The 23,508-nt window shown below is 41.8% G+C and carries 21 protein-coding genes; 7 read left to right on the plus strand and 14 right to left on the minus strand.

The window, feature by feature from the left end:
* Window positions 1-10 precede the first annotated feature (10 nt).
* Window positions 11-445, minus strand: a complete 435-nt coding sequence (locus tag CH365_RS18485) for an FYDLN acid domain-containing protein (protein WP_100770018.1) — start codon at window positions 443-445, stop codon at window positions 11-13.
* 114 nt (window positions 446-559) lie between these two features.
* On the opposite strand from CH365_RS18485, the gene CH365_RS18490 reads away from it, so the two are divergent.
* Window positions 560-1,306, plus strand: coding sequence for a pyridoxine 5'-phosphate synthase (locus CH365_RS18490; RefSeq protein WP_100770019.1), 747 nt, complete (start codon window positions 560-562; stop codon window positions 1,304-1,306).
* On the opposite strand, the gene CH365_RS18495 is transcribed toward CH365_RS18490, so the two are convergent.
* A complete protein-coding gene (locus CH365_RS18495; protein ID WP_100770020.1) occupies window positions 1,307-2,185 on the minus strand; it encodes a hypothetical protein in 879 nt (292 codons plus the stop codon). It lies immediately after the preceding gene.
* Between the two features lie 133 nt (window positions 2,186-2,318).
* Between CH365_RS18495 and CH365_RS18500 the strand changes: the two genes are divergently transcribed.
* Both CH365_RS18500 and nadB read left to right on the plus strand, forming a co-directional pair.
* A complete protein-coding gene (locus tag CH365_RS18500; RefSeq protein WP_100770021.1) occupies window positions 2,319-4,139 on the plus strand; it encodes a S41 family peptidase in 1,821 nt (606 codons plus the stop codon).
* 39 nt (window positions 4,140-4,178) lie between these two features.
* Window positions 4,179-5,795, plus strand: a complete 1,617-nt coding sequence (gene nadB / locus CH365_RS18505) for an L-aspartate oxidase (protein ID WP_100770022.1) — start codon at window positions 4,179-4,181, stop codon at window positions 5,793-5,795.
* On the opposite strand, the gene lsa25 (CH365_RS18510) is transcribed toward nadB, so the two are convergent.
* From lsa25 (CH365_RS18510) to CH365_RS18545, 8 genes are all read right to left on the minus strand, one after another.
* Window positions 5,796-6,482, minus strand: coding sequence for a surface adhesin Lsa25 (gene lsa25 / locus CH365_RS18510; RefSeq protein WP_100770023.1), 687 nt, complete (start codon window positions 6,480-6,482; stop codon window positions 5,796-5,798).
* 10 nt (window positions 6,483-6,492) lie between these two features.
* On the minus strand, window positions 6,493-8,007 hold the full coding sequence (gene omp85, locus CH365_RS18515; RefSeq protein WP_100770024.1) for an Omp85 family outer membrane protein: 1,515 nt from the start codon (window positions 8,005-8,007) through the stop codon (window positions 6,493-6,495).
* Window positions 8,008-8,438: 431 nt separating this feature from the next.
* Window positions 8,439-9,125, minus strand: a complete 687-nt coding sequence (gene lsa25, locus CH365_RS18520; protein ID WP_100770025.1) for a surface adhesin Lsa25 — start codon at window positions 9,123-9,125, stop codon at window positions 8,439-8,441.
* 10 nt (window positions 9,126-9,135) lie between these two features.
* Window positions 9,136-10,659 carry an Omp85 family outer membrane protein gene (omp85, locus tag CH365_RS18525; protein WP_100770026.1) on the minus strand — a complete coding sequence of 508 codons (1,524 nt, stop codon included), beginning with the start codon at window positions 10,657-10,659 and terminating at the stop codon, window positions 9,136-9,138.
* 221 nt (window positions 10,660-10,880) lie between these two features.
* Window positions 10,881-11,363: an acyl-CoA carboxylase biotin carboxyl carrier protein subunit gene (locus CH365_RS18530; protein WP_100770065.1), complete on the minus strand. Its 483-nt coding sequence runs from the start codon at window positions 11,361-11,363 to the stop codon at window positions 10,881-10,883.
* Window positions 11,360-12,835 carry an acetyl-CoA carboxylase biotin carboxylase subunit gene (locus CH365_RS18535; RefSeq protein WP_100770027.1) on the minus strand — a complete coding sequence of 492 codons (1,476 nt, stop codon included), beginning with the start codon at window positions 12,833-12,835 and terminating at the stop codon, window positions 11,360-11,362. The genes CH365_RS18530 and CH365_RS18535 overlap by 4 nt, the downstream gene beginning before the upstream one ends.
* Complete coding sequence (locus tag CH365_RS18540; protein ID WP_100770028.1) at window positions 12,832-13,629, minus strand: lysophospholipid acyltransferase family protein; 798 nt, start codon at window positions 13,627-13,629, stop codon at window positions 12,832-12,834. Before CH365_RS18540 ends, CH365_RS18535 begins: the two co-directional genes overlap by 4 nt.
* 202 nt (window positions 13,630-13,831) lie before the next feature.
* Entirely contained in the window at window positions 13,832-14,941 is a 1,110-nt protein-coding gene (locus CH365_RS18545) for an LIC11274 family protein (protein ID WP_100770029.1), read from the minus strand.
* Between the two features lie 134 nt (window positions 14,942-15,075).
* On the opposite strand from CH365_RS18545, the gene CH365_RS18550 reads away from it, so the two are divergent.
* Genes CH365_RS18550 through CH365_RS18565 form a run of 4 tightly spaced genes read left to right on the plus strand, consistent with a single transcriptional unit; the run spans window position 15,076 to window position 18,917 of the window.
* A complete protein-coding gene (locus CH365_RS18550; RefSeq protein ID WP_100770066.1) occupies window positions 15,076-15,957 on the plus strand; it encodes a DUF2225 domain-containing protein in 882 nt (293 codons plus the stop codon).
* Window positions 15,958-16,012: 55 nt separating this feature from the next.
* Window positions 16,013-16,840, plus strand: coding sequence for a tRNA pseudouridine(38-40) synthase TruA (truA, locus tag CH365_RS18555; RefSeq protein ID WP_100770030.1), 828 nt, complete (start codon window positions 16,013-16,015; stop codon window positions 16,838-16,840).
* Window positions 16,837-17,655 carry a hypothetical protein gene (locus tag CH365_RS18560; RefSeq protein WP_100770031.1) on the plus strand — a complete coding sequence of 273 codons (819 nt, stop codon included), beginning with the start codon at window positions 16,837-16,839 and terminating at the stop codon, window positions 17,653-17,655. The genes truA and CH365_RS18560 overlap by 4 nt, the downstream gene beginning before the upstream one ends.
* Complete coding sequence (locus CH365_RS18565; RefSeq protein ID WP_100770032.1) at window positions 17,652-18,917, plus strand: LIC11270 family surface protein; 1,266 nt, start codon at window positions 17,652-17,654, stop codon at window positions 18,915-18,917. The genes CH365_RS18560 and CH365_RS18565 overlap by 4 nt, the downstream gene beginning before the upstream one ends.
* 148 nt (window positions 18,918-19,065) lie before the next feature.
* On the opposite strand, the gene CH365_RS18570 is transcribed toward CH365_RS18565, so the two are convergent.
* The 4 genes from CH365_RS18570 to CH365_RS18585 are packed head-to-tail and all read right to left on the minus strand — an operon-like array spanning window position 19,066 to window position 23,460.
* Window positions 19,066-20,067: an adenosine kinase gene (locus CH365_RS18570; protein WP_100770067.1), complete on the minus strand. Its 1,002-nt coding sequence runs from the start codon at window positions 20,065-20,067 to the stop codon at window positions 19,066-19,068.
* Window positions 20,068-20,105: 38 nt separating this feature from the next.
* Window positions 20,106-21,014 carry a 50S ribosomal protein L11 methyltransferase gene (locus tag CH365_RS18575; RefSeq protein ID WP_100770033.1) on the minus strand — a complete coding sequence of 303 codons (909 nt, stop codon included), beginning with the start codon at window positions 21,012-21,014 and terminating at the stop codon, window positions 20,106-20,108.
* The gene (locus CH365_RS18580) at window positions 21,011-21,784 is read right to left on the minus strand and encodes a PrsW family glutamic-type intramembrane protease (RefSeq protein ID WP_100770034.1); all 774 of its coding nucleotides are present in this window, start codon (window positions 21,782-21,784) and stop codon (window positions 21,011-21,013) included. The genes CH365_RS18575 and CH365_RS18580 overlap by 4 nt, the downstream gene beginning before the upstream one ends.
* The gene (locus CH365_RS18585) at window positions 21,781-23,460 is read right to left on the minus strand and encodes a TonB C-terminal domain-containing protein (protein WP_100770035.1); all 1,680 of its coding nucleotides are present in this window, start codon (window positions 23,458-23,460) and stop codon (window positions 21,781-21,783) included. Before CH365_RS18585 ends, CH365_RS18580 begins: the two co-directional genes overlap by 4 nt.
* Between the last annotated feature and the right edge of the window lie 48 nt (window positions 23,461-23,508).

Genomic DNA, 23,508 nt, shown 5'->3' on the forward strand with positions numbered 1-23,508 from the left:
AAAGGGGGAATTATTCCTCCTCCTCTTCCTCGTCTTCTTCCTCTTCTAGAGGTTCTTCCACAATACCTTCTTCTTCTTCGAAACCTACTTCGGCATCGTAGTCTAAGTTTTCTTCTGGAAACTCTTCTTCTTCCACTCTAGGGCGGACCCTGGATTTGGAAGGAGGACGTTTGTTTTGATCCGCTCCGCATTTAGGGCAGATTTTTACTTCTTTATTGAGATCGTAGAACTTGGTTCCACAAGTATGACAGGTAAACTTTTTGCCCAGAGGATTAAGAGAAGAAGACTTGGACGCAGAAGACTTTTTAGTCCCTGCAGGTTTGCTTGCTGCTTGCGCTTCCTTCTTTTTCGCCGGAGGAGTTTTTTTCTTAGGGGCGCTTTTTTTCACCGGAGTTTTGGACTTCGGTGCAGCTTTTTTCTTAGCCGTTTTCTTAGCTGTTGCCATCGGAATTGACCATGCTGGAAGACACTTATTCCGATTCAAGCAGAAAAAGCACTCAGAAATCTAGTTTCCGCTAACCTGTACTTTCTAAGAATTGGATTCCGAATACGAGGGTTTATGGTCCATCTGAGCGTAAATGTAAATAAAATTGCCACTTTGAGAAATTCCAGAGGTGGAAACCACCCAGACCTTATTTATTTATCTAAACTAATCTTAGAAGCGGGAGCTCATGGGATTACTGTCCATCCTAGAGAAGACGAAAGGCATATAAAGAAGAAGGATGTATTCGATCTGCGGGAGTTCCTTACATTCTATAATCAGGATAAAAAAAAGAAGATAGAATACAATATGGAAGGAGAACCTTCTCCTCGGTTTTTAGATCTTGTTCTGGAAGCGAAACCGGACCAGGCTACGTTAGTTCCAGTCACCCCCGGAGAGATCACCTCAGATCACGGTTTCGATCTGACCAAAGACTCCTCTGAACTAAAAACTTATATCCAAAGGATCCAAAATGCGGGGATCCGTGTTTCTATCTTCATGGAAACGGATTTAGAAAATCTTAAATTAGTAAAAGAAACCGGCGCAGACCGCGTAGAATTTTACACAGGTCCTTATGCACATGCCTTTGATCAGTCTCAGGAAGAAGGTAAATCTGCTTTCGAATCTTTCAAAAAAGCGGCGGAGTTCCTGCAGACCCAAAAAATAGGAATTAACGCAGGCCACGACCTGGATCATTTTAATCTTCCTCTATTCTCTAAACTCCCCGGTTTGGAAGAAGTATCCATCGGCCACAGACTCATGTCCTACGCACTTGAAATCGGGTTAGCTCAGTCGGTGAGAGAATATCTGAAAGCTCTTAGTTGATTATTTCGTCTGGGTCGGAGTATCAGAGAGTTCTTTTGCGAGTTCTTTGAAAGAAGAATAATTCGAGTCTTCGGAGAGTAATAAAAAGGCTGCTTTTTTTAAATTTGCGGAAAGTAAAGAGGCCTCGGAATTTGTTTTGGCCAATTCTTCCAGGTTCGATTTAAAACTTAAGAGATGTTTTTTAGCAGAAATCTGGTCTTTTATGGAAACCGCTTTTTTAAGTTCCTTCCAGGATTGGGTGGCCTTGTTCCCAGAAACAAGATCTTTAGGAGTCCTTCCGAATTCACCACTTAAGTCCCAGACTTTTCTGTATGAATGGTTCTTTTCCAGAAATTTATAATATTCGGAAGAAGGTTTGAAAGTGTTCTGCTTTGCTTTTGCGATCAATTCCTTGTCCAGTCCACATTCTGCAAAAACACCTTTGGTTAAGGATTCTTTCGAAACGGAATGAATTTCTATGAGTTTAGAAACGGATTCGGAAGCTTCTGCAATATTCCCTTTTTTGCATGCGGAGATTGCAGTTTTATACAAAACTTCTTCCTGGTCTGCAAGTGTGGATTTTTCGGATTCCCATTTTAAAGAAGAGGAGAATGCAAGCTCTTGGTAGAGTGGATCGCTCGGATCTGAGTTTTTGGCTCGGACTGCGTATTCCAAAGCAGATTGATTTTCTCCGAGGGAATCATACAAAATGGACAAATTATAACAAGCGAGTCCCCTATCTTTTCTCAGGGATCTGCAGGAAGATTTTAATAAATCTAAAGAAGATTTTCTTTCTTCTTCCGTTCCGTAAAAATCTAGGATTGCCTGTTCTTGTATGAGTTCCGACCCGAACCTTCCACCTCCAGGGACGGAAACAGAAGTGCAGTAAAAAGTTCCCACAAACGAGAAAAAACTAAGGATACAAAACTTTTCCAAAGTCTTATAGAATGAGAGTTTTCGGGGGAATAGATTGACAATGCCTGTTCCAGGTGGAAAATGATCGAAAATCAACCTTGCAAAAAGAGGACCCGATTTGAAAAGCTTGAGATCCTTATCTTTATCCTTTCTCTCCGTTATCTTATGTACGAGCATCTTCTTCTGCCAACCTTCTTCCGGAAATTCCAAGACCACGGCAGATTTCACTCTCAAGGATTTTGACAGCGTAGTCAAGACCGTTGAGGGAAACTATATCGATAAAAATATAGATAAAAACCGCGCCTATAAGGACGCAGCGGTTTTTGCACTTCTATCTTTGCCTCATGGTCTTTATCTGTATCCGGAAAGTTATTTTACGGACCGAGAAAAATATGAAGAAGCAGATGATATTTTCCCGGGTAAACCTTTTAAACTTTCTCCGGACGATAAATTCGTTCTATTCGATCCGGACTATAAAGAAGTAGAGAAGATCCGGGATAAAAAACTGAAAGAAGAGGCTAATAAACCTAAACTTTCTAATGACGAGGTCCTCAAACTTGTAGAAAGGGAGAAGGTCCGTAAAAAAGTGCTCACCGCTAAATGGGAGCAGACCAACTTCTCCAAAAAAGACTTCGATCGAATACTCGCATATCTCGAAAAAAATCTGCAAAACTACACTACTCCTCCGCTCAAAGATCCGTTCGGAGAAGAAGATTCAAAAGAAAAAGAACCGTTTAGCATTAAGGATGTATATCTAGCTGCAGCGAACGGTTATCTTTCTTCTTTAGATCCTCATAGCCAAGTATTTTTAAAAGCTGCCTGGGAAGAATCCATGGCAAAGATCGAAGACGGAAGTTTCGAAGGAATTGGTGCAATTTTAAGTGGAGGCGGTAACAAAGAAGTTATCGTAGAAAATCCTTTAGAAGGAAGACCTGCAGTCACCGCAGGAGTTCGCGCCGGTGATGTGATCCTAGCAGTCGATAGTAAGTCCACCAAAGGAATGTTACTCGATAAAGTAGTAGAAAGGATCAAAGGAAAAAAAGGATCCAAAGTGGTTCTGACCATCCGCAGAAAAGGAGTGGCAGGAACTCTAACGATCGAAGTAATTCGCGATACGATCGAGATCCGAAATATCACAAGCAAGTTGATAGACAATCATCCTTATATCGGATACATCAAGCTGACCGGTTTCGTAAAATCGGATCCTTCTGTTGATAAAGAATTTGTACAACATTTTAAAGAATTAGAAAAACAATCCACAGGGAAAGGAACAAAACTAAAGGCATTGGTTTTGGATCTGAGAAATAACCCTGGAGGTTATTTGGATCTTGCAATCGATCTTGCAGATATGTTTGTGACTAACGGACTCATTGTTTCCGTAAAAAGTCCGAATAGAAGTCCGGAAGATTCTAATGCGGGCAAAAAAGATCTGACCGATCTACCTGTTGCAGTTCTAATCAATGCAAAATCTGCTTCTGCTTCAGAGATTGTGGCTTCTGCATTAAAACACCATGGCCGTGGTTTAATTCTGGGAGAAAGATCTTTCGGAAAAGCAACCGTTCAAAAACTGCAAGAGTTAAGAGGCAACGGTGCCTATTATATCAAACTTACTCAATCCAGATATTACGCACCTTCCGGAAATACGATCCAAGTAGTTGGAGTCAAACCCGATGTGGAAGTTTCTTCCGAAGAAGACGGCAGTTTCCCATTTCATTATCGTGAAGAGAATATGTGGAATCACCTTCCGGAGTTACCTTCTTCCGCTGAGGAAAAAAGTCATTTCGACGTGAAAAAACTGGAAGGTTGGGTAAAAACGAACGGGCAAGCGGAGAAGTTCATCCATGAACATAAGAACGATCCGATCAAACCCGACTTCCAATTGATTCGTTCCATAGATTACGTAGAAGCACTCCTAAGCACAGGCACAAAACGTAAATAATCTAAATCTCGGCGGTATTATGCCGCCGAATCTGTACAAATGCCAAGAATTAAAACCGATTTTCTAGTCATTGGGAGCGGTATCACCGGTCTTTTCCAGGCTTTAAAACTTTCTAATATAGGTGAGACCGTGATCGTGACCAAGAAGTCGGATTACGAATCTAGCACCAATTACGCCCAAGGCGGGATCGCGTCCGTTTTCTCTCAGGGAGATAAATTCGAAGACCATGTAAATGATACCTTGGAATCCGGAGCTGGACTCTGTGATCCGGAAGCAGTCCGGGTTTTGGTAGAAGAAGGTCCCCCTCTTGTTAAAGAACTTTTAGAATATGGGGTTCCATTCAACCTGAATAAGGATGGGGAATTCGATCTGCATAGAGAAGGCGGACATGGAACAAATCGTATCGTCCACGCCCATGACAGAACCGGTCATGAAATCGAAAAAACACTTTTACAAATCGTAAAACAAAATCCGAATATTAGAATATTAGAATACCATACGGTCGTAGATCTGATCACTCCCCACCACCTCAAAAAGAAAGGTCTGATTTGTTTCGGAGCATATGTTCTTTCTAATCATACGGGAGAAGTAATCCCAATCCTAGCCAAAAAGACCATCATAGCAAGCGGCGGATCCGGACAGGTATATTCTCATACCACAAATCCTAAAATTGCTACGGGTGACGGAGTTGCCTGCGCTTATCGAGCTGGAGCAGAGATCAGGAATATGGAATTTTACCAGTTCCACCCTACTTCTCTTTATCATGAAAAAGGAGATTCATTTCTGATCTCCGAGGCTGTTCGAGGAAAAGGTGCAGTATTACTAAGCATGGACGGAGAACCGTTCATGAAAAAATACCATCCTATGGCAGATCTTGCCACAAGAGATATAGTCGCAAGAGCCATAGACGCAGAAATGAAGAAGTCGGGAGATCCTCATGTTTGGTTGGATATCTCGCATAGACCGGCAGCAGAGATCAAAGAATCTTTTCCTTCTATTTATGCAAAATGTTTAGAGTTAGGAATCGATATCACTACGGATCCAATACCTGTTGTACCAGCAGCCCACTTCATGTGCGGAGGGATAGCAACTGACCTTTGGGGAAAAACTAGAATAGAAAATCTATTCGCAGCGGGAGAAGCTTCCTGCACTGGAGTTCACGGTGGAAACCGTCTGGCATCTAATAGTTTATTAGAATGCCTCGTATTCTCCAATCGTATTGCAGAAGAGATCCGCAAAAATCCGCCCGACTTCTTACCGGAACATGAACAGATCCCTATTTGGGACAAAGAGGGTCTTGTTAATACGGAAGAATGGGTATTGATTTCCCATGATCTTTCAGAGATCAAAAACACAATGTCCAACTATGTGGGAATTGTTCGCTCTAATCTACGTTTAGAAAGAGCAAAAAGAAGAATGGATTTGATCTATGCAGAAGTCAGAGACTATTACAACAGGACAATAGTCACAAATCCTTTATTAGAACTTCGTAATTTGGTTCTGGTAGCCGAGTTGATTATACGTTCTGCGCTTGCCAGACACGAGAGTAGAGGACTACACTATTCTACGGATTATCCGGAAAACAGATCCCCATCCAGACATGATACAATTCTGATCAATGATCTGGTCCATGGGGATCTTCAAGCTCCTCTTTAATTATCTTACGCAGCGAACAAAATATCTGCTGGTCTTGCTATAAGAATCGTCTTCTCCAAATCTATCTTTAGAGAAAGATACCGCTCTAGCCGTTTTACCAGCTATATCTTGTTCATTAGCTGTAGAACTCCAGTAGAAGGACTCTAAGGTATCGGGAAATTTCAAAAGCATGAAGTTGCGACTATTAGAGCTTAAATATTTTAACTCCAAAAAGTTAGCTACTCTCCAATCTGAATGACCTCCTGTGTTGTCATTCGCACAGGAATCATACGCTTCTGAACTCCCGGAAATACCAATCGGAGATACGGTCGTTAAGGTCTGAGGAAGCCCTATCGTATTACAAGAATTCAGATCTACACTACAATATTGCAAATCTGTAGCTCCAAAGGAACTCGGATTTCCTAACGTGCCATTTGCTCCTCTACAATTATAGCTACTTGCATCTCCATTGAAGACTTGGCCTTGGCTACAAGTCTTCCACATTAAACCGCTTGTACTATCCGATGTTGTTCCATCTCCATTATTCGTAAAACTTTGAAAGAAGATCGCTCCGGCTATCAGGTCACTATCATCTTCTTCTCTGAGGCCATACGGACTATGGTCCAGTTTCTCTTCACAACCCATCGCGAGCATACAAAACGCGAATAAGGTAAATAAGGATCTTATTATATAAAATACTTTTCTCATCTCTTTTTCCTTAGAACGCGTGGCTGAAGTTTACGAATAATTGTTCGTCTTCTTTCGACTTTGCCCAGTCGATCATGATGATCGTAGCCTGGTTCCAAGCGATCCTGAGTCCGATACCATGCGAGTATTTATAATCCTTCAGACCAGCCTTATGCTCGTCGTCCCACACTCGTCCAAAGTCCATGAAAGGAACTAAGTTAAATGCGAAGTATTCATCTCCTACCTTTAAGGATCCGAATTTCCATCTTACCTCGAGGTTACCCCAACCCATCATTCTTCCTACGAAACGATCTTGTTTGTAACCGCGAATTGTTCGAATACCTCCGAGTCCTCCAATCAAACCTTCCGTTCCCCACATGTTTCTATATTCGAAGAATGGAACATCCCCCTCGGAAAGCCCCGCACCAAAACGGGAAGCAATCACGAGTTTTTCGAATACTTTCGGAAATGGGCTCCAGAAAAATTTTCCTTGGGCAAAGTATTTTTGGAAATTGAAATCGGAACCGAATGCTTTGCTGTTCTTTTCAAAGGTTCCTTCTATGAAAACCCCGCTATTCGGATCCGGTTCGAAGTCACGTGTATCATATACAAGTGCCACACGAAGTGCATTTACATACCCACCATGATATCCTAAAATTTTACCCGCTTCCGCGTCCTCGGTTAAACGCGTTTTAGCGTTAGGCACATTCGCACCGTAATCCATGCCTAAAACCGGGTCATAACCCGGAGCTTTCCGGCCATCAAATGTCCTGATAATATTCTCGGAGGCTTTTAATCCAGCGACTACACGAACCGTTCCACCAAAGAAAGATCTCTCAGTACTTAGGTTAACCATAGGAGTTTCTATAATATAACCGTTATACATCTTATTGGTAACAACGAATCCAGGTTGGCTTGGAACTCCGTAATAGGTATTTCCTCCGAAGGCAACAGGATCCTGCGGCCCTCCAGGCCTATAATAGCTATTATTTTTGGTTTGATCCGCAAAGGTTGCGTTCGTGTAATAGTCCCCGCCCGGTTGGTTACGATCATAGTAACTTAGGCCTTTTAAAGAACTCTCACCGATTCCAAAGTAAAGAGTGGTAGGAGTAATCGTTAGGAAAGCATCCGCACGCAAACGCCATTGTGTATTCGCAATAAATGGCATATCCAAACTGAGCTGATGATATTGTGCATTCTTACTCGTATTAAAATACTGAGCAAAAAACCTAACTCTATAAGGAGTATAATCAAATAATGGATCCGATTTCAGACCATTATTATAGGCATATGCGCGAACACCGAAACCGACACCCTCAAGTGGATCTGAGTTTATAAGTGGAAGTCCGGTAGGATACCAACCTTCCCTTTTGACAGCCAGGTCTTTGGCACAAAGCTGCTTAGAAGAATCCATATGAAACGGTAAATTTTTGCGAGCAGCTGGCTTCTCGCATCCCGGTTCAGGAATAAAATCTTGGGCGTCTATATTGAAACTTGCGACAAAACAAATCGTTAGCACCAACGATTTAATTTCTTTAATCCTCATGTACACTCCGGATCTAAGATTTTAAGTTCGTTAGTTATCGAAGTGACGATAGCTTATGTCAATTGAAAATTTCGGATCAGAGTTTAGGGGACCCCGTTCAACACGCAAAAGTTCCCTTTCATCACAGGGCTTATAAAAAAATTAGCAAATCATACATTAGTAAAACACGATTTCGACCCAGATATAAGTGGCATATAAGTGAACCCTCGTTTAGGGATCGGGTCCACTTTATAAATCTTTAATATTTCCCCATTTAGTCCAAAGAGAACGAGGTTCTCACTCAGAAGCGCTGAGATTAGAGGAAGACACAGGGATTGCTCACACAGAGCCAAAGAGACACGAAGTTTCTTGAAAACTAATACAAAATCAACCCTCTGTGACTTTGTGCCTCTGTGCGAAAACTCTCAGTGCCTCTTTAGGAACTCTGTGCCTTACCTCACACAGCGAACAAAATATCTGCTGGTCTTGCTATAAGACTCGTCTTCTCCAAATCTATCTTTAGAGAAAGATACTGCTCTAGCCGTTTTACCAGCTATATCTTGTTCATTAGCCGTAGAACTCCAGTAGAAGGACTCTAAGGTATCGGGAAATTTCAAAAGCATGAAGTTGCGACTATTAGAACTTAAATATTTTAACTCCAAAAAGTTAGCTACTCTCCAATCTGAATGACCTCCTGTGTTGTCATTCGCACAGGAATCATACGCTTCCGAACTCCCGGAAATACCAATCGGAGATACGGTCGTTAAGGTCTGAGGAAGCCCTATCGTATTACAAGAATTCAGATCTACACTACAATATTGCAAATCTGTAGCTCCAAAGGAACTCGGATTTCCTAACGTGCCATTTGCTCCTCTACAATTATAGCTACTTGCATCTCCATTGAAGACTTGGCCTTGGCTACAAGTCTTCCACATTAAACCGCTTGTACTATCCGATGTTGTTCCATCTCCATTATTCGTAAAACTTTGAAAGAAGATCGCTCCGGCTATCAGGTCACTATCATCTTCTTCTCTGAAGCCATACGGGCTATGGTCCAGTTTCTCTTCACAACCCATCGCGAGCATACAAAACGCGAATAAGGTAAATAAGGATCTTATTATATAAAATACTTTTCTCATCTCTTTTTCCTTAGAACGCGTGGTTGAAGTTTACGAATAATTGTTTATCTTCTCTGGAAACCGCGTAGTCCAATATGATAATCGTAGTTTGGTTCCAAGCAATACGGAAACCGATACCTCGGGAAAATTTATAATCCTTAAGGCCGGCCTTATGCTCGTCGTCCCACACTCGTCCGAAGTCCATGAAAGGAACTAAGTTCAAAGCAAAATGTTGTCCGAGTACCGTGAATTGCGCGAACTTCCAACGAAGCTCGATATTACCCCAACCCATTGCGCGTCCAACAAAGCGGTCTTGTTTATAACCTCTTAATGTAGTACGTCCACCGAGACCGGAGATCACACCCTCTGTTCCCCACATGTTTCTATATTCGAAGAAAGGTGCGTCACCTTCCGTAACAGAGAAACCGCCTCGTCCTGCAAGAACCAATTTGTCGAAAACTCTTGGGAACGGGCTCCAGAAGAATTTTGCCTGTGTGAAATATTTGGAATAATCGAAATTAGATCCGAAAGTTTTAGCAGATCTTTCGTAGGTCGCTTCTAAGAATACACCTTGGTTTGGATCTGGCTCTAAATCTCTGGTATCATATACAACACCTAATCGAAGTGTGTTAACGATACCACCATGATATCCTAAAATTTTTCCTGAGTTATAGTCCTCGGTAATTTTAGTAGTACCACTGATCGCTCTTCCGCCTGAACTAGTAGGAAAACCATCCAAGATAGGATCGCTTGCATTTGCAATTGTTCCATCAAATGCTTTTACTATATTCTGGGACATACGAAGTCCAGCGACGAGTCGAACAGTTCCTCCCACGTAGGATCTTTCTCCACTCAACATTGCAGTAGGAGAAATTAAATTATATCGGTTGTATTGAGAGTTGGTTACTCTAAATCCATTCTGTGCAGGGAATCCATTATATACGGAACCGTTGATATCGACAGGATCTCCAGGACCACCAGGTCTTGTATAAGCCAGGTTTCTTTGTTGGTCCGCAAAAGTTGCGTTAGTAAAAACTTGGCCTCCGTCTTGGTTACGATCCGTATAACTTAAGGTTTGGAGAGAAGATTCTCCTAAACCGAAGAATAACGTATTCGGGTTGGCATCGTAAACACCTTCTCCCCTCAAACGCCATTGTGTTCCGAATACATAAGGAGCGTCGAAGGCAATATCCTGATACTGACGTTGTTTTGTGGTATTGAAGTACTGAGCGTAAATCCTGAATTTATAAGGAGTATATTCGAAAAATGGATCATCTTTTTTTCCATTATTAAATGCGAATACACGAACTCCATAACCAATTCCTGTGTTCGGATCTGAATTCAAAAGAGGAAGCCCTGTTGGAAACCAACCTTCTTTCTTCTTTTCCAGATCTTTTTTACAAAGCTGTCGTTTAGAACTGATATGGAATGGTAGATCCGTTCTTTCAGGAGGTTTTTCACAACCTTCCAAAAGCCCTGGATCAGCGGAGATATTTTGAGTCGAAACAAAGGCCAATATAGCAATTATGCCAATGCGAATAAGGAAATGCTTCATGCAGTACCTGGATTTTTTTATGGAATTCGCAATGTATAATAGTGTCTGAACCGATGTCAAATTTATTCCGGGAACCTTTTCTTTTGATCCAGGGTCACGAGCTTCGCCCTGAACCGTATTCTAAAATTATTATATCGTTTGTTCGAAATAAGAATTTAATTTTTAACAATACTGAAATGTTTCAGTATCGGAAAACATTTCAGTTTAGAACTCGAGTTGAGTTATGATTGGCCTAATTTGATAAGTAGTTGGTCTTGGGAAACGATATCACCAGGCCTTGCGAGTACTTCTTGGACATTCGCATCCGCTCCTGCTTTCAACGCATGTTCCATCTTCATTGCTTCTACTACTGCGAGTGTTTGTCCTTTTTTAACGGGATCTCCCGGCTTCACTTCTACTTTAATAATCTTCCCAGGCATAGGACTTTTGATCTCGAGAGAGGCGGCTTGTGCATCTGAAACTTCTCTTCCCTTAATCGCAAATTGAAATGTTTTTCCTTTTGTATGGATAAAAAGTTTTCCACTTCTAAGTAATGCAACACTTCCATCAGGCAAAGAATAAGAACCATCTTCTTCCCCAGTCCACGAGTAATGTGTAAGTAGTGATTCCCATTTTTTTTCAGGACCGAAAAGTCTGGAGGAAGAATCTCCCAGATCCAATACGTATTCCTTATCTTTCCATTGAAGTCGGAACAAACGGTTCAAGATATTTCTCCCCAAACTCCGTTCGGCCCGACGGCCTCCCACACGGAGGAAGTTTTTACGGTCCGGTTCGCAAGGAAAGATGCAGTCCTCATGAGCGCTTCTTTTTCTTCTCCGGATTCTTCCCAAACAACTTTATGTTTTTCTAAAAAGTGAGTGTCTGTGTTTCCCTTTACGAATTCCGAATGTTCCAGAATCGCTTTCAAATAATTCAGATTTGTGATCGGCCCGAATACGATTGTTTCTTCTAAGCCTGCGATCAGATTTTTACGTGCTTCTTCTCTTGTTTTTCCGATCCCAATCATTTTGGCGAGCATCGGATCGTAATAGAGGGAAACTTCGGAGCCGGTGACTACTCCAGAATCCACTCTCAGATTCTGGACCTCCGGGAATTTGGCGAGTTCTATCTTTCCTATAGAAGGTAGGAATTCATTCTCCGGATCTTCCGCATACAATCTGACTTCGATTGCATGTCCGCTCTGAGAAGGAGATTTTCCTCCTGTGAGTTTTTCGATAGAAATACCTTCTGCAATTCGAATCTGCCATTCGACCAGATCGAAACCTGTTACGGATTCGGTGACCGGATGTTCTACCTGCAGCCTTGTATTCATTTCCAAAAAGTAGAATACACCGTCTTCTCCCAAGATGAATTCAACTGTTCCTGCACCCAGGTAACCTATGGAAGAAGCTGCCTTAACGGCTACTTCACATATTTTTTGTTTCAGCTCAGAAGGCAGGTTTGGTGCCGGAGATTCTTCCACTACTTTCTGGTGTCTTCTTTGAATGGAACATTCTCTTTCGAATAGATGAATGACTTTTCCAGACGAATCGCCGAATACCTGGACTTCTATATGTCTAGGATTTATAATATACTTCTCTAAAAATACTCTGGAATCGCCGAAAGCGTTTCCCGCCTCTCTCTGGGCGGATTCTAAGGCAGGCAAAAATTCTTCTTTAGAAAAGACACGTTTCATTCCTTTTCCGCCGCCGCCAGCACTTGCCTTGATCATGATCGGAAATCCGATTCTCTCCGCTTCTTTTAACAATACGGAATGTTCTTGAGACTCTCCCTCATATCCTGGAACAACTGGAACTCCCGCCTTCTCCATAGCCGCGCGGGATCTGATCTTATCTCCCATTAGGTCCACAGATTCGGGCTTAGGTCCCAAGAAAGAAATTCCTGCTTTGGAAAGTTCTCTTGCGAATTCTGCCTTCTCGGATAAGAACCCATAACCGGGGTGCACTGCGTCCGCTCCGGTTTCCTTAATGGCTTTCAGTATATTAGAAATTACTAAATAAGATTTAGAAGGTTCCGATTCTCCCAGATAAAAGGAAAAGTCGGCCGCTTTTACAAACGGAGCATCCTTGTCCGCATCCGAATATACGGCTACGGTCTCAATGCCCAATCTTTTGCAGGTTTTTTGGATACGGAGAGAAATTTCTCCCCTGTTTGCGATAAGTAGTCTTTTGATCACTTTGATTTAGAAGAGACAGGTTCCCGCACCGTTCCGATCTCGGAATCCAATGCGATCTTTTCCTTGCTCATGGTTTCGTATAAGAAATCCCTAAAACTCTCCCAACTAGAGTGAGTCCAGGGCTCGTATCTTCCTATAAATTTATAGCCAACTTTAGCAAACATTGGTTCCGTTTGGTAAGTAGTGATTCCGGATTTTAATACAACCACCACTGGGATTTTATTTTCATAAGCGAGTTTAACCATCCCTTTTTGCATTGGTTGGATAATTTCAGAATATGAATTATGACCTTCCGGATAGACGATATAAGAAGTAGTAGAAAGTCCTTTTAATAAATTGCGAACGGAAACTGCAATCGTAGCTGCCTTGGAAGTTTCGAAAACTTGAGAACCCATCGCCTTCATCCACCAATAAGCGATTAATGTTTTTTTTATCACCTGGTTTGCCAGATACGGTTTGTTTACTACTAGGCAATCATAAGGAAAATCGATTTCGTTTACGTGATTTAAGAAGATCATATGACCCTTTTCCGGGATCTGTATTTCATTCTTTAGGACCAAATTCGTTTTGGTCATCTTGATCACAGCAGTTCCCCAGGTTTTAGAACCTCTTAGAAAAGCTGCATATTGTTTTTCTCTCTTACCAATGAGCGCATAAAAAATCCCGGCGACCATGGAGGGAAACGCTACAGTAAGTACCAATCTTAAGGTTACGACATAGGTGCGTAATACCAGTTTACGATACTTCGGGGAAAACCTGCCCAAACGGCTTTCCATAAACTTAAGTGGATTCATGCGAACAATGCTTTAGTACCTCTCTGAACAAGGAAAGCAAATTCTTAGAAGTATTCAAATGTAGAAACGCGAATGAAACAATTACGTTCAAACCATAACTTACGATGTTCGCCTTAAGAAAAAACCTTTTTGTGGAAATAAAAAGGGCCTGTCCCCTTTTGGAAACCGGCCCCTTTTATTTTTTCAGATGAATGGAAAGATCTTATTTATTCGGCTGGGTTGCAGCTGCAGCTTGTTTTCTCTTTTGAGCTCCTGGAGGAATTTTATCGCCCAGAAGTTTTTTACGTGTTTCAGCATCCCAACGAAGATATAGTTTATTGTCGATTTCGTCGTCATAAACTCTACCTAAAATATCCACAGCGTCTCTACGATAATCATCCGGAATTCTTTTATCGAATACAGGGCTCATTCTATTATCTGCACGAACGAGAGGGTTGGTAGAGAAATCGTAAGTGACTCCTTCTACGGAAACAACTTCTCCCGGAGTAATCTCTCCGATCTCGTTGCGAGTCTCTTCAGACTTAGCATCGGATCTTTGTAGATAGTAGTTATCGTAAGGATACTTGAGTTTGAAAATATTCATCGCATTGGCTCTTGCGTCCCTGCAAAGATTAATCGATCCTAAATACATTTCGATACGATGTTTTCTATGCTCAGGCTGGAGTTTTTGGTGTTTCTCCAGATGTTTTTCTATCTTAAGTGCGTTATTCCTAGCTTCCTTGGCTTCTCCCAAGAATTGATATCCTAACTCCATATTTTTTTCGATGGTGTATTTATTTACCACGTAATGGAATTCTCTCGGGTTGTACATCCTGCGTGTATAAGGAGCTTCTCTGTTCTCCTTGATGTCCGCACGGATATAGCTTGTTTTTCCGTATTCCACGGAAATATCTACGAGAGCCCTATCTGTAGGATTGTTCGGATTTTTCTTTTCGATCGCTGTTTTCAGGATCTCTTCCGTTCTTTCCACATACGCTTGTGAAAGTTCTTCCAGAAGAAGTTCCATTCCAAGTTGGGATTCCAAAAATCTACGATAAGAATTTACATAATTCCCTTCGAAGAAATACAGAAGACCTTCTTGGTACAATCTTTTTAGTTCTTTATACTTCGCGAGTCTTTCCCCATCTGCCTGGGTTTGACCAGTTCCGGAGGATTTCACCTCTCCAGGATAATTTTTTACGACAGGCTCTATTTCTCTTAAATAAGTTAAGAGCTCTATCCGCTTCTTATACGATTTCATAGAAACGGCTTCGCCGTGTAATAGAACTGGGGCGACTAATATCGCGATCATGAAAACGAGAAGTTTTTTCATTGGCGGACCTTTTCCTTAGCTTCTCCCTGCGGAGATCGGGTTCAACCCGAAAATCGTGCTTTTCTTCTTAGTCTATCGGTTAGAATACGGTGAGAATTGACGCTTCCGGCTCGATTTTTCCGGAAATTCTTCGTATGACAGCAACTGCATTAGCCCAAGGTAAAAAAATCTCGTTTCGGAATAAGGAAGATACGGTCTGCCCTATTTGTAGCGAGGTCCACCAACGGGAAAGTATGTTCCAAGGGGGAGGAAGGCTGATTGCAGGCAAACTCACCCAGGAATTACGTCGCTTATACGAAAAAAACAAAAAATTCGGCAGGGTTTCCCCGAACGATTACGTTCTAAACGTTTGCCCACGTTGTCTTTATACTGCATTTCCTAAGGACTGGTCCAACCTGGATGCAGACGAACTCGCAAAACTAAGAGAATCCGCTGAGGTGAGGCGTAAAAACATAGAGTCCATCATGGGACCTACGGATTTTTACCAGGAAAGAAATCTAATCCTGGGTGCTGCGTCTTATCTTTTAGCGATAGAATGTTACCAATCCAGAAAAGTGACAGTAGCTCCTACACCTAAAAAAGCGGTCTGCGCAGTTAGAGGTGCCTGGTACTTTGATGATGTAAACACAGAGTTTCCAGGCTTGGGTTACGACAAGATTCGGGACCTTCTCTATCAAAAATCGGCTGGTTGGTACACCGACACAATGGAAATCATGCAGTCGGGTTCCGAACCTGTGGATGCAGCTTCCTACCTACTCGGACCGGATACAGACAAAAACTGGGGATTTGACGGAGTAATTTATCTTTCCGCTTATCTTACTATGAAGTTCAAGGAAGAGCTCGCCTCCGATGCGGCTTCTAAACTGAACCTTTTGATCCGTGCCAAAAGAACTCTTTCCAGATTATACGGTTCCGGTAAGGCGTCCAAGTCCAAACCTTCCGTCATTATCGATATGGCCAAAGAACTCTATGACGAATACAATAAGATCATAGAGGAAATGGGCGGAGAAAAATAAGAGACGTTTCTCTTTTCTTCCAACTATTTGTCCCATTCTACTTCCGCTCCTAGCTATGACTGAAGATCCTAGAAACTATGCCTTGTTAATTGAATTCGACGGTGGATGTTTTTTCGGATACCAAAGCCAGAAACAATCTCCCACAGTTCAGGAAGAAATAGAGAAGGCACTGGAAATACTTCTAAAAAAACAAACTCGAATCTGGGGAGCAGGAAGAACGGATACTGGAGTCCATGCCAGAGGAATGATCGTAAATTTTAAGACGGATTCCCCGATTCCAAATTTGTCGAAGTTCCTACTCGGAATGAATGCTCTCACCGACCGGGGTCTGGCCATCCATGAGATGACAGAAGTTCCTTTAAATTTTAATTCTCAGTTTTCTTGTTCTGCTAGGGAATACGAATACCTTTTAGTGAACGCAAGATTCCCGAGACCTGTTTGGAAAAACAGAGCATTTTGGTACCAACATCGGATTGACGTTTCCCGCTTAAGAGAAGAACTGGAACTACTAAAGGGAGAGCATGACTTTCGGAGTCTGGCAAAAGCCACTTCGATGCGGAACCGTAGGACAACTACTCGGGTCATTTATGATGCTAGCCTTTTAGAAAGTGAAGAAGAGCCCGGACTTCTTCGTTTACGGATCAAGGCAAACGGTTTCCTCCATAATATGGTCAGGATCCTGACCGGAACACTTTTTGAAATAGCGATAGAGAAGCGCAAAGAGACGAATATATTGAAAATACTTTCTTCCAAAGATAGAACCATAGCAGGGATCACTCTCCCCCCTTACGGATTGTATTTTCTAAAAGCGTACTACGATTCTTTCCCAGAGATAGATCGTATGTACCAAGACAGGAAAGAATTCGGAGGGGTTCCAAGATGAAAAAACTCCTTCCGATCGCATTTCTACTTTTTCCATGGGCACAGATATTCTCTTATCCAAACCAATTGGATAATAAATCGGTAAAATACCTAGGAGGAAATCCTGTCTCTCCTATGGATTTTAATAAGACCGGGAACAGTTTTAAGAATGGAGAATTGATCCTCGCACAAGCAGGAGGAAACCTACCTTCTTCCGGACTTTCTCGCTCCGATAAAAAAGAAAGCACCGAAGACGAAGAATTAGAAGAAGAACTTCCTACATTCTATGATAATCGAAAACCGGAAATTGGCGCCTGGGTAGGAGCTTCTAATCCATTCCCAGGTTCTGAAGCTCAGAAATATTTGGATACGACCCTGGGCGGTGGATTCTTCTACAGAGTTCCTTGGCCTTGGATCTTTTATGTGGAAGTAGGAGCTTCTTATTCCAACTACTTATCCAGATCAGAAAGAGCTCTTACCACGATCCCAGTATATAGTGCTCTTTGTTATAAACTTCCTTTCGAACTTCCGATCACATTTATGGTCAAGGCAGGATTCGGAGAAACATATGTAGTTGCAAGACCTGCAAACACCTCCCGCTGGGACGATACTTTGTATGCAGGATTTGAGGCAAGTTTCGTGGCAGGAAAGAAAATCCGGATCGGGATTCGACTGGATTATAATAAAATTTATGAATCAGATTTAAATTCGCCCGCGGAAACTAAATATCCTTATGTAGGTCCTACTGTAGATTCCAGGTTAAATAACCCATATTTTTATAATAAAGTGGATACCGAATTTTTCCATTTCGGTTTAATGGTGAGCGTATTCTTATGATTTCCAAAGCGAATCGTCTTCTATGTCTTTCTTCCTTTTTACTTACATTCGTTTCCGATTGTAAGGTGGGACATTGGGAAGGAAACGCCACAGACAATCCTGTAGTTAGTACTCTTTTTAATACCAGAATGTTACTTCTGATGAAAGGGACTTATGCAACCGACAATCCTCTGGAATTTTCTGAATATAATAACGGGACAGGGAATGTTTACGAGGATCCGTCTGGAGATCCAGACTTCAACCTAAATGATCTACCAAAAATGGCAAACCTCCCTATTTATATCGATATAGGTGAGATACGTATTTCATCCAAGTACCAAGATGGTCTAAACAATCTTTCCCAGATCAGAACTGTTGCCGCAGCAAAAGCATTCTGGGACAATGTGGCGCCGAACAGAGAAGTATATTGTACCCAACCGTATACCCTAAATGCAAACACCTGTCGATCCTTAAACGGCGAATTTAAAATGGTCCAGTTTCTAAACGGAGAAGGTGCAGAATATCCTTCCAACGATCCGACAGCAGGAACTGCTTCTGGACAAGCCAGCCAATATTATTATACAGGAACTTATATTCGTTCCTTAGTCACCGGTTGGGGAAATTCTCCCGGCGTCGACCTGACAAAGGTAACATTCTTTGATAACTACGGTGTTTATGGATTTAATATTGTTCCTAGACTAGCTTATCCGGCAGGAGCCACTGATAAATCGGGTTATCCTTTAATTTTCCCGCTTCTTTATTCCGCACAAGCCGGAGAGGCGGATATGGATTTTAAACCTGGATACGAGCCTTATATCTTCGAAGTAAGAATGAACCTTAAGGAAAACTTAATGGTCCACTCTATCAAAGCTGCTGACGGAAGCACGGCTGCAACTTTGATCTCCATCAGCGATTGGAAAACAAAACATGCGGGTCAAACAGATATGGGTGGAGGAATCTTATCCAGATCCAGAACCATCTATCCAAGCACTGCCTCCTCCTTGGCAATCACGGGAGGTTCCGGGAACCTAACCCATTACTTTGCAGTATTCCGAGAAGGTGAAACGAATATACTTACAAAACTTCCGTTAGCTTCAGCTCCTGCGAGAAACGGGACTGTAAAGATCAAATATATCAACCCAGGAACTCATAAATTATACTGCCTTTCGGACACTTCGTATGTGGATGGTTTTCCGGATACGGTCGTAGGAACTCCGCTTACATTTTCCGTTCCGGAGAACGGAAATATGGGCACAGTGTCTTTATCTTATTCTTGTCCTTAAGCAAAAGTCGCAGAGTTTATAGAGCCACGCGGTTGGTTCACACAGAGACACAAAGCCTCAGAGAATTAGGATCAAAAATTTCTAAGCTTCCGTATCAACCCCTTCGTGTCTCCGTGACTCTGTGTGCCAAAAACTCTGCGCCTCTTTCTTAGCTCCGCGTCTTCCCTAGTATCTCGTCCTGTCTTCCCATGAGCCTGACAGAAAGCCTAGGCCCGATCTCTTGTACGATCCTAGAGGCAACGTAATTTCCCCATCTAGCCGCATTCTCCGATGAAAATCCGTGAGTGAGTCCGTATAAAACGCCTGCTGCAAAACAATCCCCCGCCCCTGTAGTATCCAATAGTTTCTGAGCCGGGAATCCACCTATATGACTGATTGTTCCATTTACGGAAACAAATGCTCCATTAGAACCATCTGTCATCATCACATTCTTACAAATGGATGATATAAATTTTAAAGCGTCTTCCTTGGATTCAGTCGCAGCCAGAGCCTTCGCTTCTTCTGCATTACAAAAAACTAAATCACAATATTCTTTTGTAAGTTTTAAAAAATCTTCTCTGGAACGGTTCACGCAGAATGGATCGCTGAAAGTAAATGCAACCTTTACACCCGCTTTTTTGGATTCTTCCATAGCAAGAAGACAAGCCTCTTTTGTAGAAGGTCCGTCCCAAAGATATCCTTCTACATAACTATAAGAAGATGCCTTCAGTTTTTCCAAATCCAGATCCTGTTTTGTCAATGTGGAAGAAATTCCTAAGTGAGTGAGCATGGTTCTCTCCGCGTCCGGCGTAGTGAGGATCACACAGGTTCCGGTATGCCCTTCCTTGGAAGGAGGGACTTCGAATAAGATTCCGGCCTTCTCCATGTCCTGTTTGTAAAATTCTCCGTAAGTGTCCTCACTTACTTTTCCGGTATAAGAACCGGTGCCCCCTGAATTAGCGAGTGCGATCATGGTATTTGCGGCACTTCCACCTGATCTTAATTCTTTTTTATGTCCGTCCAAAGCGGTAAGGACCCCGCCCTGCACTTCTGCATCAACCAGGGTCATGATCCCTTTATTCCAGCCCATTTTTTGCAAAAAAGAATCTTCGGTAGGGATCAGAATATCCACAAGTGCATTCCCTATTCCGAATACGTCGTAATGTTTCATTTTTTCTCCGATATTAAATATTAAAAAAAACGTTATATTTACTTGCGGGTCCATTCTATCAGTTCCCATCCGTTCCAGGAAGTCTCGTATACCGATTTACCTCCTACTTGGGAGGATAGAAGTTCTATAAATTCTTCTTTTCTTTCGGTGATCACACCGCTAAAAAGAAAATGATCCGTATGAAGACTTGCAATCTTTTCCATATTCGCCTTTAAGACGGCGAATGTGATATTCGCCACACATAGATCGAATGTTTCGGAAAGGATTTTAGGATGATCGAATCCACCTTCTTCCACGACTAAAACTTGGTCAGAAATACCGTTCTCGTCTCGATTGAATGCAGAAGAACGTACGGCATTCGGATCTATATCCACCGCAATAATTTTAGATACATCTAGTTTTGCTGCCGCTACGGATAAAATTCCGGAACCGGCACCAATATCTGCAACCTTCTTCCCTTTTAGATCTATGGAGCCAAGCCTGGATAAAACCAAACGAGTGGTTTCATGATGTCCTGTTCCGAAAGCAAGTCCAGGATTGATATATACAGGAACAGAACCCTCTTGTTCTGATTTTTTATTTTTTTCCCAATCTTCTTTTTCCCAGGTAGGCACCACCCAGAAAACTCCCACAGAAAACGGTTTATAAAATTCTTTATAAGCTTCTTCGTATTCTTTTGTTTCTATCCATCTGGATTCTGCAAAAGAATTTTCTGGAGCCACCGTTTGTAGATAGACCCAAATTTTCGCCTCGGACTGGACATCTTCTTCTGCCAGATATACTCTAATCGGAGTATTGTCCGAGATAATCTCTTGATCGGGTTTTCTAGGTTCTTCTCTATCGAATAAGATCTCGTAATATCCCGCTACCTGCCACTCGTCCAAATACGCGGAAAATTCCTCCGCAAAATCTTTCGGAATGGAAACTCTAATTTCTTTGTATTTCAACGGATTATCTCTGGAACCGATTGGGGAATTTCTTCCCGGGGTGGTTTTTCTTTTCGTATTTCTTCCACTTTCATAAATACTCTTCTGTCTTTTACGATCCAGACCCAAATTCCTACGAAGAGTGCCGTAGCCGCCCAATGCCCGAATCTTCCCACAGGGATCACAAAAAAGTCGAATAGACCGTGTTGAATTACAGCAAGCAAGAATCCAGAAAGAATATACCAATATTTGTCCGGGAATTGTCTTTTATTACTTTTGATCAGACAAAGTGCAAAACAAAGATTGATGAGTAAATGTGCATTCGAAGATTTTAATGTTCTCAGAATAAAAGTATGAATCCGATCGTCTTCTTTAGCGATAAGAATATAATGATAATTTTCTATTCCTGCAAAACCTAATGCGATAAATCCGCCGACTAAAAATGTTTCTGGAAGGAACTCTTTCTTTTTCCAATCGTAAGCTAAGGCAAGAGATAATGAAACAATCAGAACTGATTTACAGAATTCTTCCATCATTCCTGCCTTAACGAATGCGAGAAATGCAGTTTGAGAAAGAATTGATTTTACTACTTTTGCCTTGATTTCGGTTTCCGGCCAGAGCCAAGCACTCGCGCGAAGCACCAACTCCGTGGAGACCCAACCTAAAAGTAGCGCGAAAAATATTATAAAAAAGAAACGTTTTTCTCTACCTGTGTCGGGTTGGGTATAGATGAGATAAAATCCCCAAGGAAAAATACTTCCAATCGCAAGAAGAATTACTTCTAAACTCATAATTCCTCCATATAACGACCGTCGAACATGTTCACCAAATCCTGTTGTAAAGGAGTTGGCATTGCTTTAGCATCCAAGGGCCCGTTCCAAAACAGTTCCGTGACTCTAATATATCCTTTGGTTCCAGGAGGAGGCATCATCGGAGATAAATTCTCGATTAACTCGAGAGTTCTTTGGTCTTGGTCCGGATAAGAAGAACTTTGTACAAGTTCCACATCCACTACTTCTCCATCCGGAGTGATTGTATAAGCTACAACGCAGGAATAATTTCGAGGAGCACTTCTCCAATAATCCATAAAGGATTCGAAGGTTCTCATCTTAGCAGAGATATAATTGGAATAAGTAGGAGGGAGTTTTTTACCCTTGATCTTCTTAACTTCTCCCTTTACTCTTCCTTCATCAGACGGTTTTTCCTCAGGGATTTTTTCACCTTGTGTGCTATTAGGTGTATCTGTTCCGGTAATGACTCCACCGTTTAGTCCTTTCACTTCGTCAGGAAGATTCGGATCTATAAAATAAAATTCAGCATGATTCTCAGGTGTATAATGATCGGTAGGTCGCGATTTGCTCTCTTTTTGGAAAGCAATGGTTGTAGGCATGAGTAGAATAAGGCAGATCACTATTAAATGGACCAAAACACTCAAGCCAAGATTGTTTTCGAAACCAGGACTAAGACCTAAGAGAGGAGTTTTGGAATCGAAAGTTCTTCGAAGCAACCATCCGGAAAATACATTAATCAAAATTAATACGGTTAAGATCGCTGACCAGATCCAGAAAGAAGAAGCCACTTCAAAAAACTTTTTGTCAGAGATCCCCGGCTTTAATCCTAAACTTGCCAAGAATCGGATTCCCAATGCCGGTTCCCACCAAGAAAAAAGGAATGTAGCGAATAATAATAGTCCGAGAAGATACACAAATAGGATCGGAAATCCTTTCCATAAACGTTTTGTGTAGATATGGCCCCAACCTGCTAAGATCATATCTCTTACCTTCGCGTTCTTACGTTTTCTCGCAGAAGCAGGTAGATCCCCTTCTTCCTTTGCATAGGAATCTTTAGTCTGCCTTACAAACCAAGCCCAAGGTCTACGAAATAAGAAGAATGGCCTCTTGCCGGATAAAAGTTCCGCGAGTCCGATCGCTGTAAAAAAGAAAATCCAAACACTTTCGGAGAAGACTGCAAACGTGGCCATCTTTGCTCGGAAGATATCCGAATATGTTAGATAATGAGTAAATAATATTAAGCAGAATACTGTCAGAAAAACCAAGACAGGATTTAAAATAAGAGGTTTCGGATCTTCCGGTTTTAATCTTTCTCTTATATATTTTGCCTGTAGAAAAAATACTGCCAGACCTAAGAAAAACATCAGAGTCAGAACCGTGAAACCGAACGCGCTCGGATCTTCCGAACTGAGTAGAACGAATGCTGAAAATATCTCTTCCGCTTTCGGAAAAATTAAGAATAGAAGTTCTAACGAAAATAAAAACAGTCCGAGGACCACTTGCAGAAAAACAGAATGAAATGCAGGCCGAAGGACCCTGTCTTCTTTGGGAAATAGGAAGATCACTCCCAGAGGAAAAAAAATCCCGAAACCTATCATGGAAATGGGAGAAGTCCAAGATAGAAAATTGATCCCCCAAAAAACGAGTTTTTCTTTCTGTGAAATTTCCTTCTGCATTCCGAATATCCTTGTCCATTGGACCCTAGCTTGTTCCGGAAGCAAACA

It is taken from the genome of Leptospira neocaledonica, assembly GCF_002812205.1.
GTDB lineage: Bacteria > Spirochaetota > Leptospiria > Leptospirales > Leptospiraceae > Leptospira_B > Leptospira_B neocaledonica.

Excerpts from the sequence above, each read along its gene's own strand:
- CH365_RS18485 (WP_100770018.1), bottom strand. The coding sequence starts at position 445 with ATGGCAACAGCTAAGAAAACGGCTAAGAAAAAAGCTGCACCGAAGTCC.
- CH365_RS18490 (WP_100770019.1), top strand. The coding sequence starts at position 560 with ATGGTCCATCTGAGCGTAAATGTAAATAAAATTGCCACTTTGAGAAAT.
- nadB (WP_100770022.1), top strand. The coding sequence starts at position 4,179 with ATGCCAAGAATTAAAACCGATTTTCTAGTCATTGGGAGCGGTATCACC.
- lsa25 (WP_100770023.1), bottom strand. The coding sequence starts at position 6,482 with ATGAGAAAAGTATTTTATATAATAAGATCCTTATTTACCTTATTCGCG.
- omp85 (WP_100770024.1), bottom strand. The coding sequence starts at position 8,007 with ATGAGGATTAAAGAAATTAAATCGTTGGTGCTAACGATTTGTTTTGTC.
- lsa25 (WP_100770025.1), bottom strand. The coding sequence starts at position 9,125 with ATGAGAAAAGTATTTTATATAATAAGATCCTTATTTACCTTATTCGCG.
- omp85 (WP_100770026.1), bottom strand. The coding sequence starts at position 10,659 with ATGAAGCATTTCCTTATTCGCATTGGCATAATTGCTATATTGGCCTTT.
- CH365_RS18540 (WP_100770028.1), bottom strand. The coding sequence starts at position 13,629 with ATGAATCCACTTAAGTTTATGGAAAGCCGTTTGGGCAGGTTTTCCCCG.
- CH365_RS18545 (WP_100770029.1), bottom strand. The coding sequence starts at position 14,941 with ATGAAAAAACTTCTCGTTTTCATGATCGCGATATTAGTCGCCCCAGTT.
- CH365_RS18550 (WP_100770066.1), top strand. The coding sequence starts at position 15,076 with ATGACAGCAACTGCATTAGCCCAAGGTAAAAAAATCTCGTTTCGGAAT.
- truA (WP_100770030.1), top strand. The coding sequence starts at position 16,013 with ATGACTGAAGATCCTAGAAACTATGCCTTGTTAATTGAATTCGACGGT.
- CH365_RS18560 (WP_100770031.1), top strand. The coding sequence starts at position 16,837 with ATGAAAAAACTCCTTCCGATCGCATTTCTACTTTTTCCATGGGCACAG.
- CH365_RS18565 (WP_100770032.1), top strand. The coding sequence starts at position 17,652 with ATGATTTCCAAAGCGAATCGTCTTCTATGTCTTTCTTCCTTTTTACTT.
- CH365_RS18570 (WP_100770067.1), bottom strand. The coding sequence starts at position 20,067 with ATGAAACATTACGACGTATTCGGAATAGGGAATGCACTTGTGGATATT.
- CH365_RS18580 (WP_100770034.1), bottom strand. The coding sequence starts at position 21,784 with ATGAGTTTAGAAGTAATTCTTCTTGCGATTGGAAGTATTTTTCCTTGG.
- CH365_RS18585 (WP_100770035.1), bottom strand. The coding sequence starts at position 23,460 with ATGCAGAAGGAAATTTCACAGAAAGAAAAACTCGTTTTTTGGGGGATC.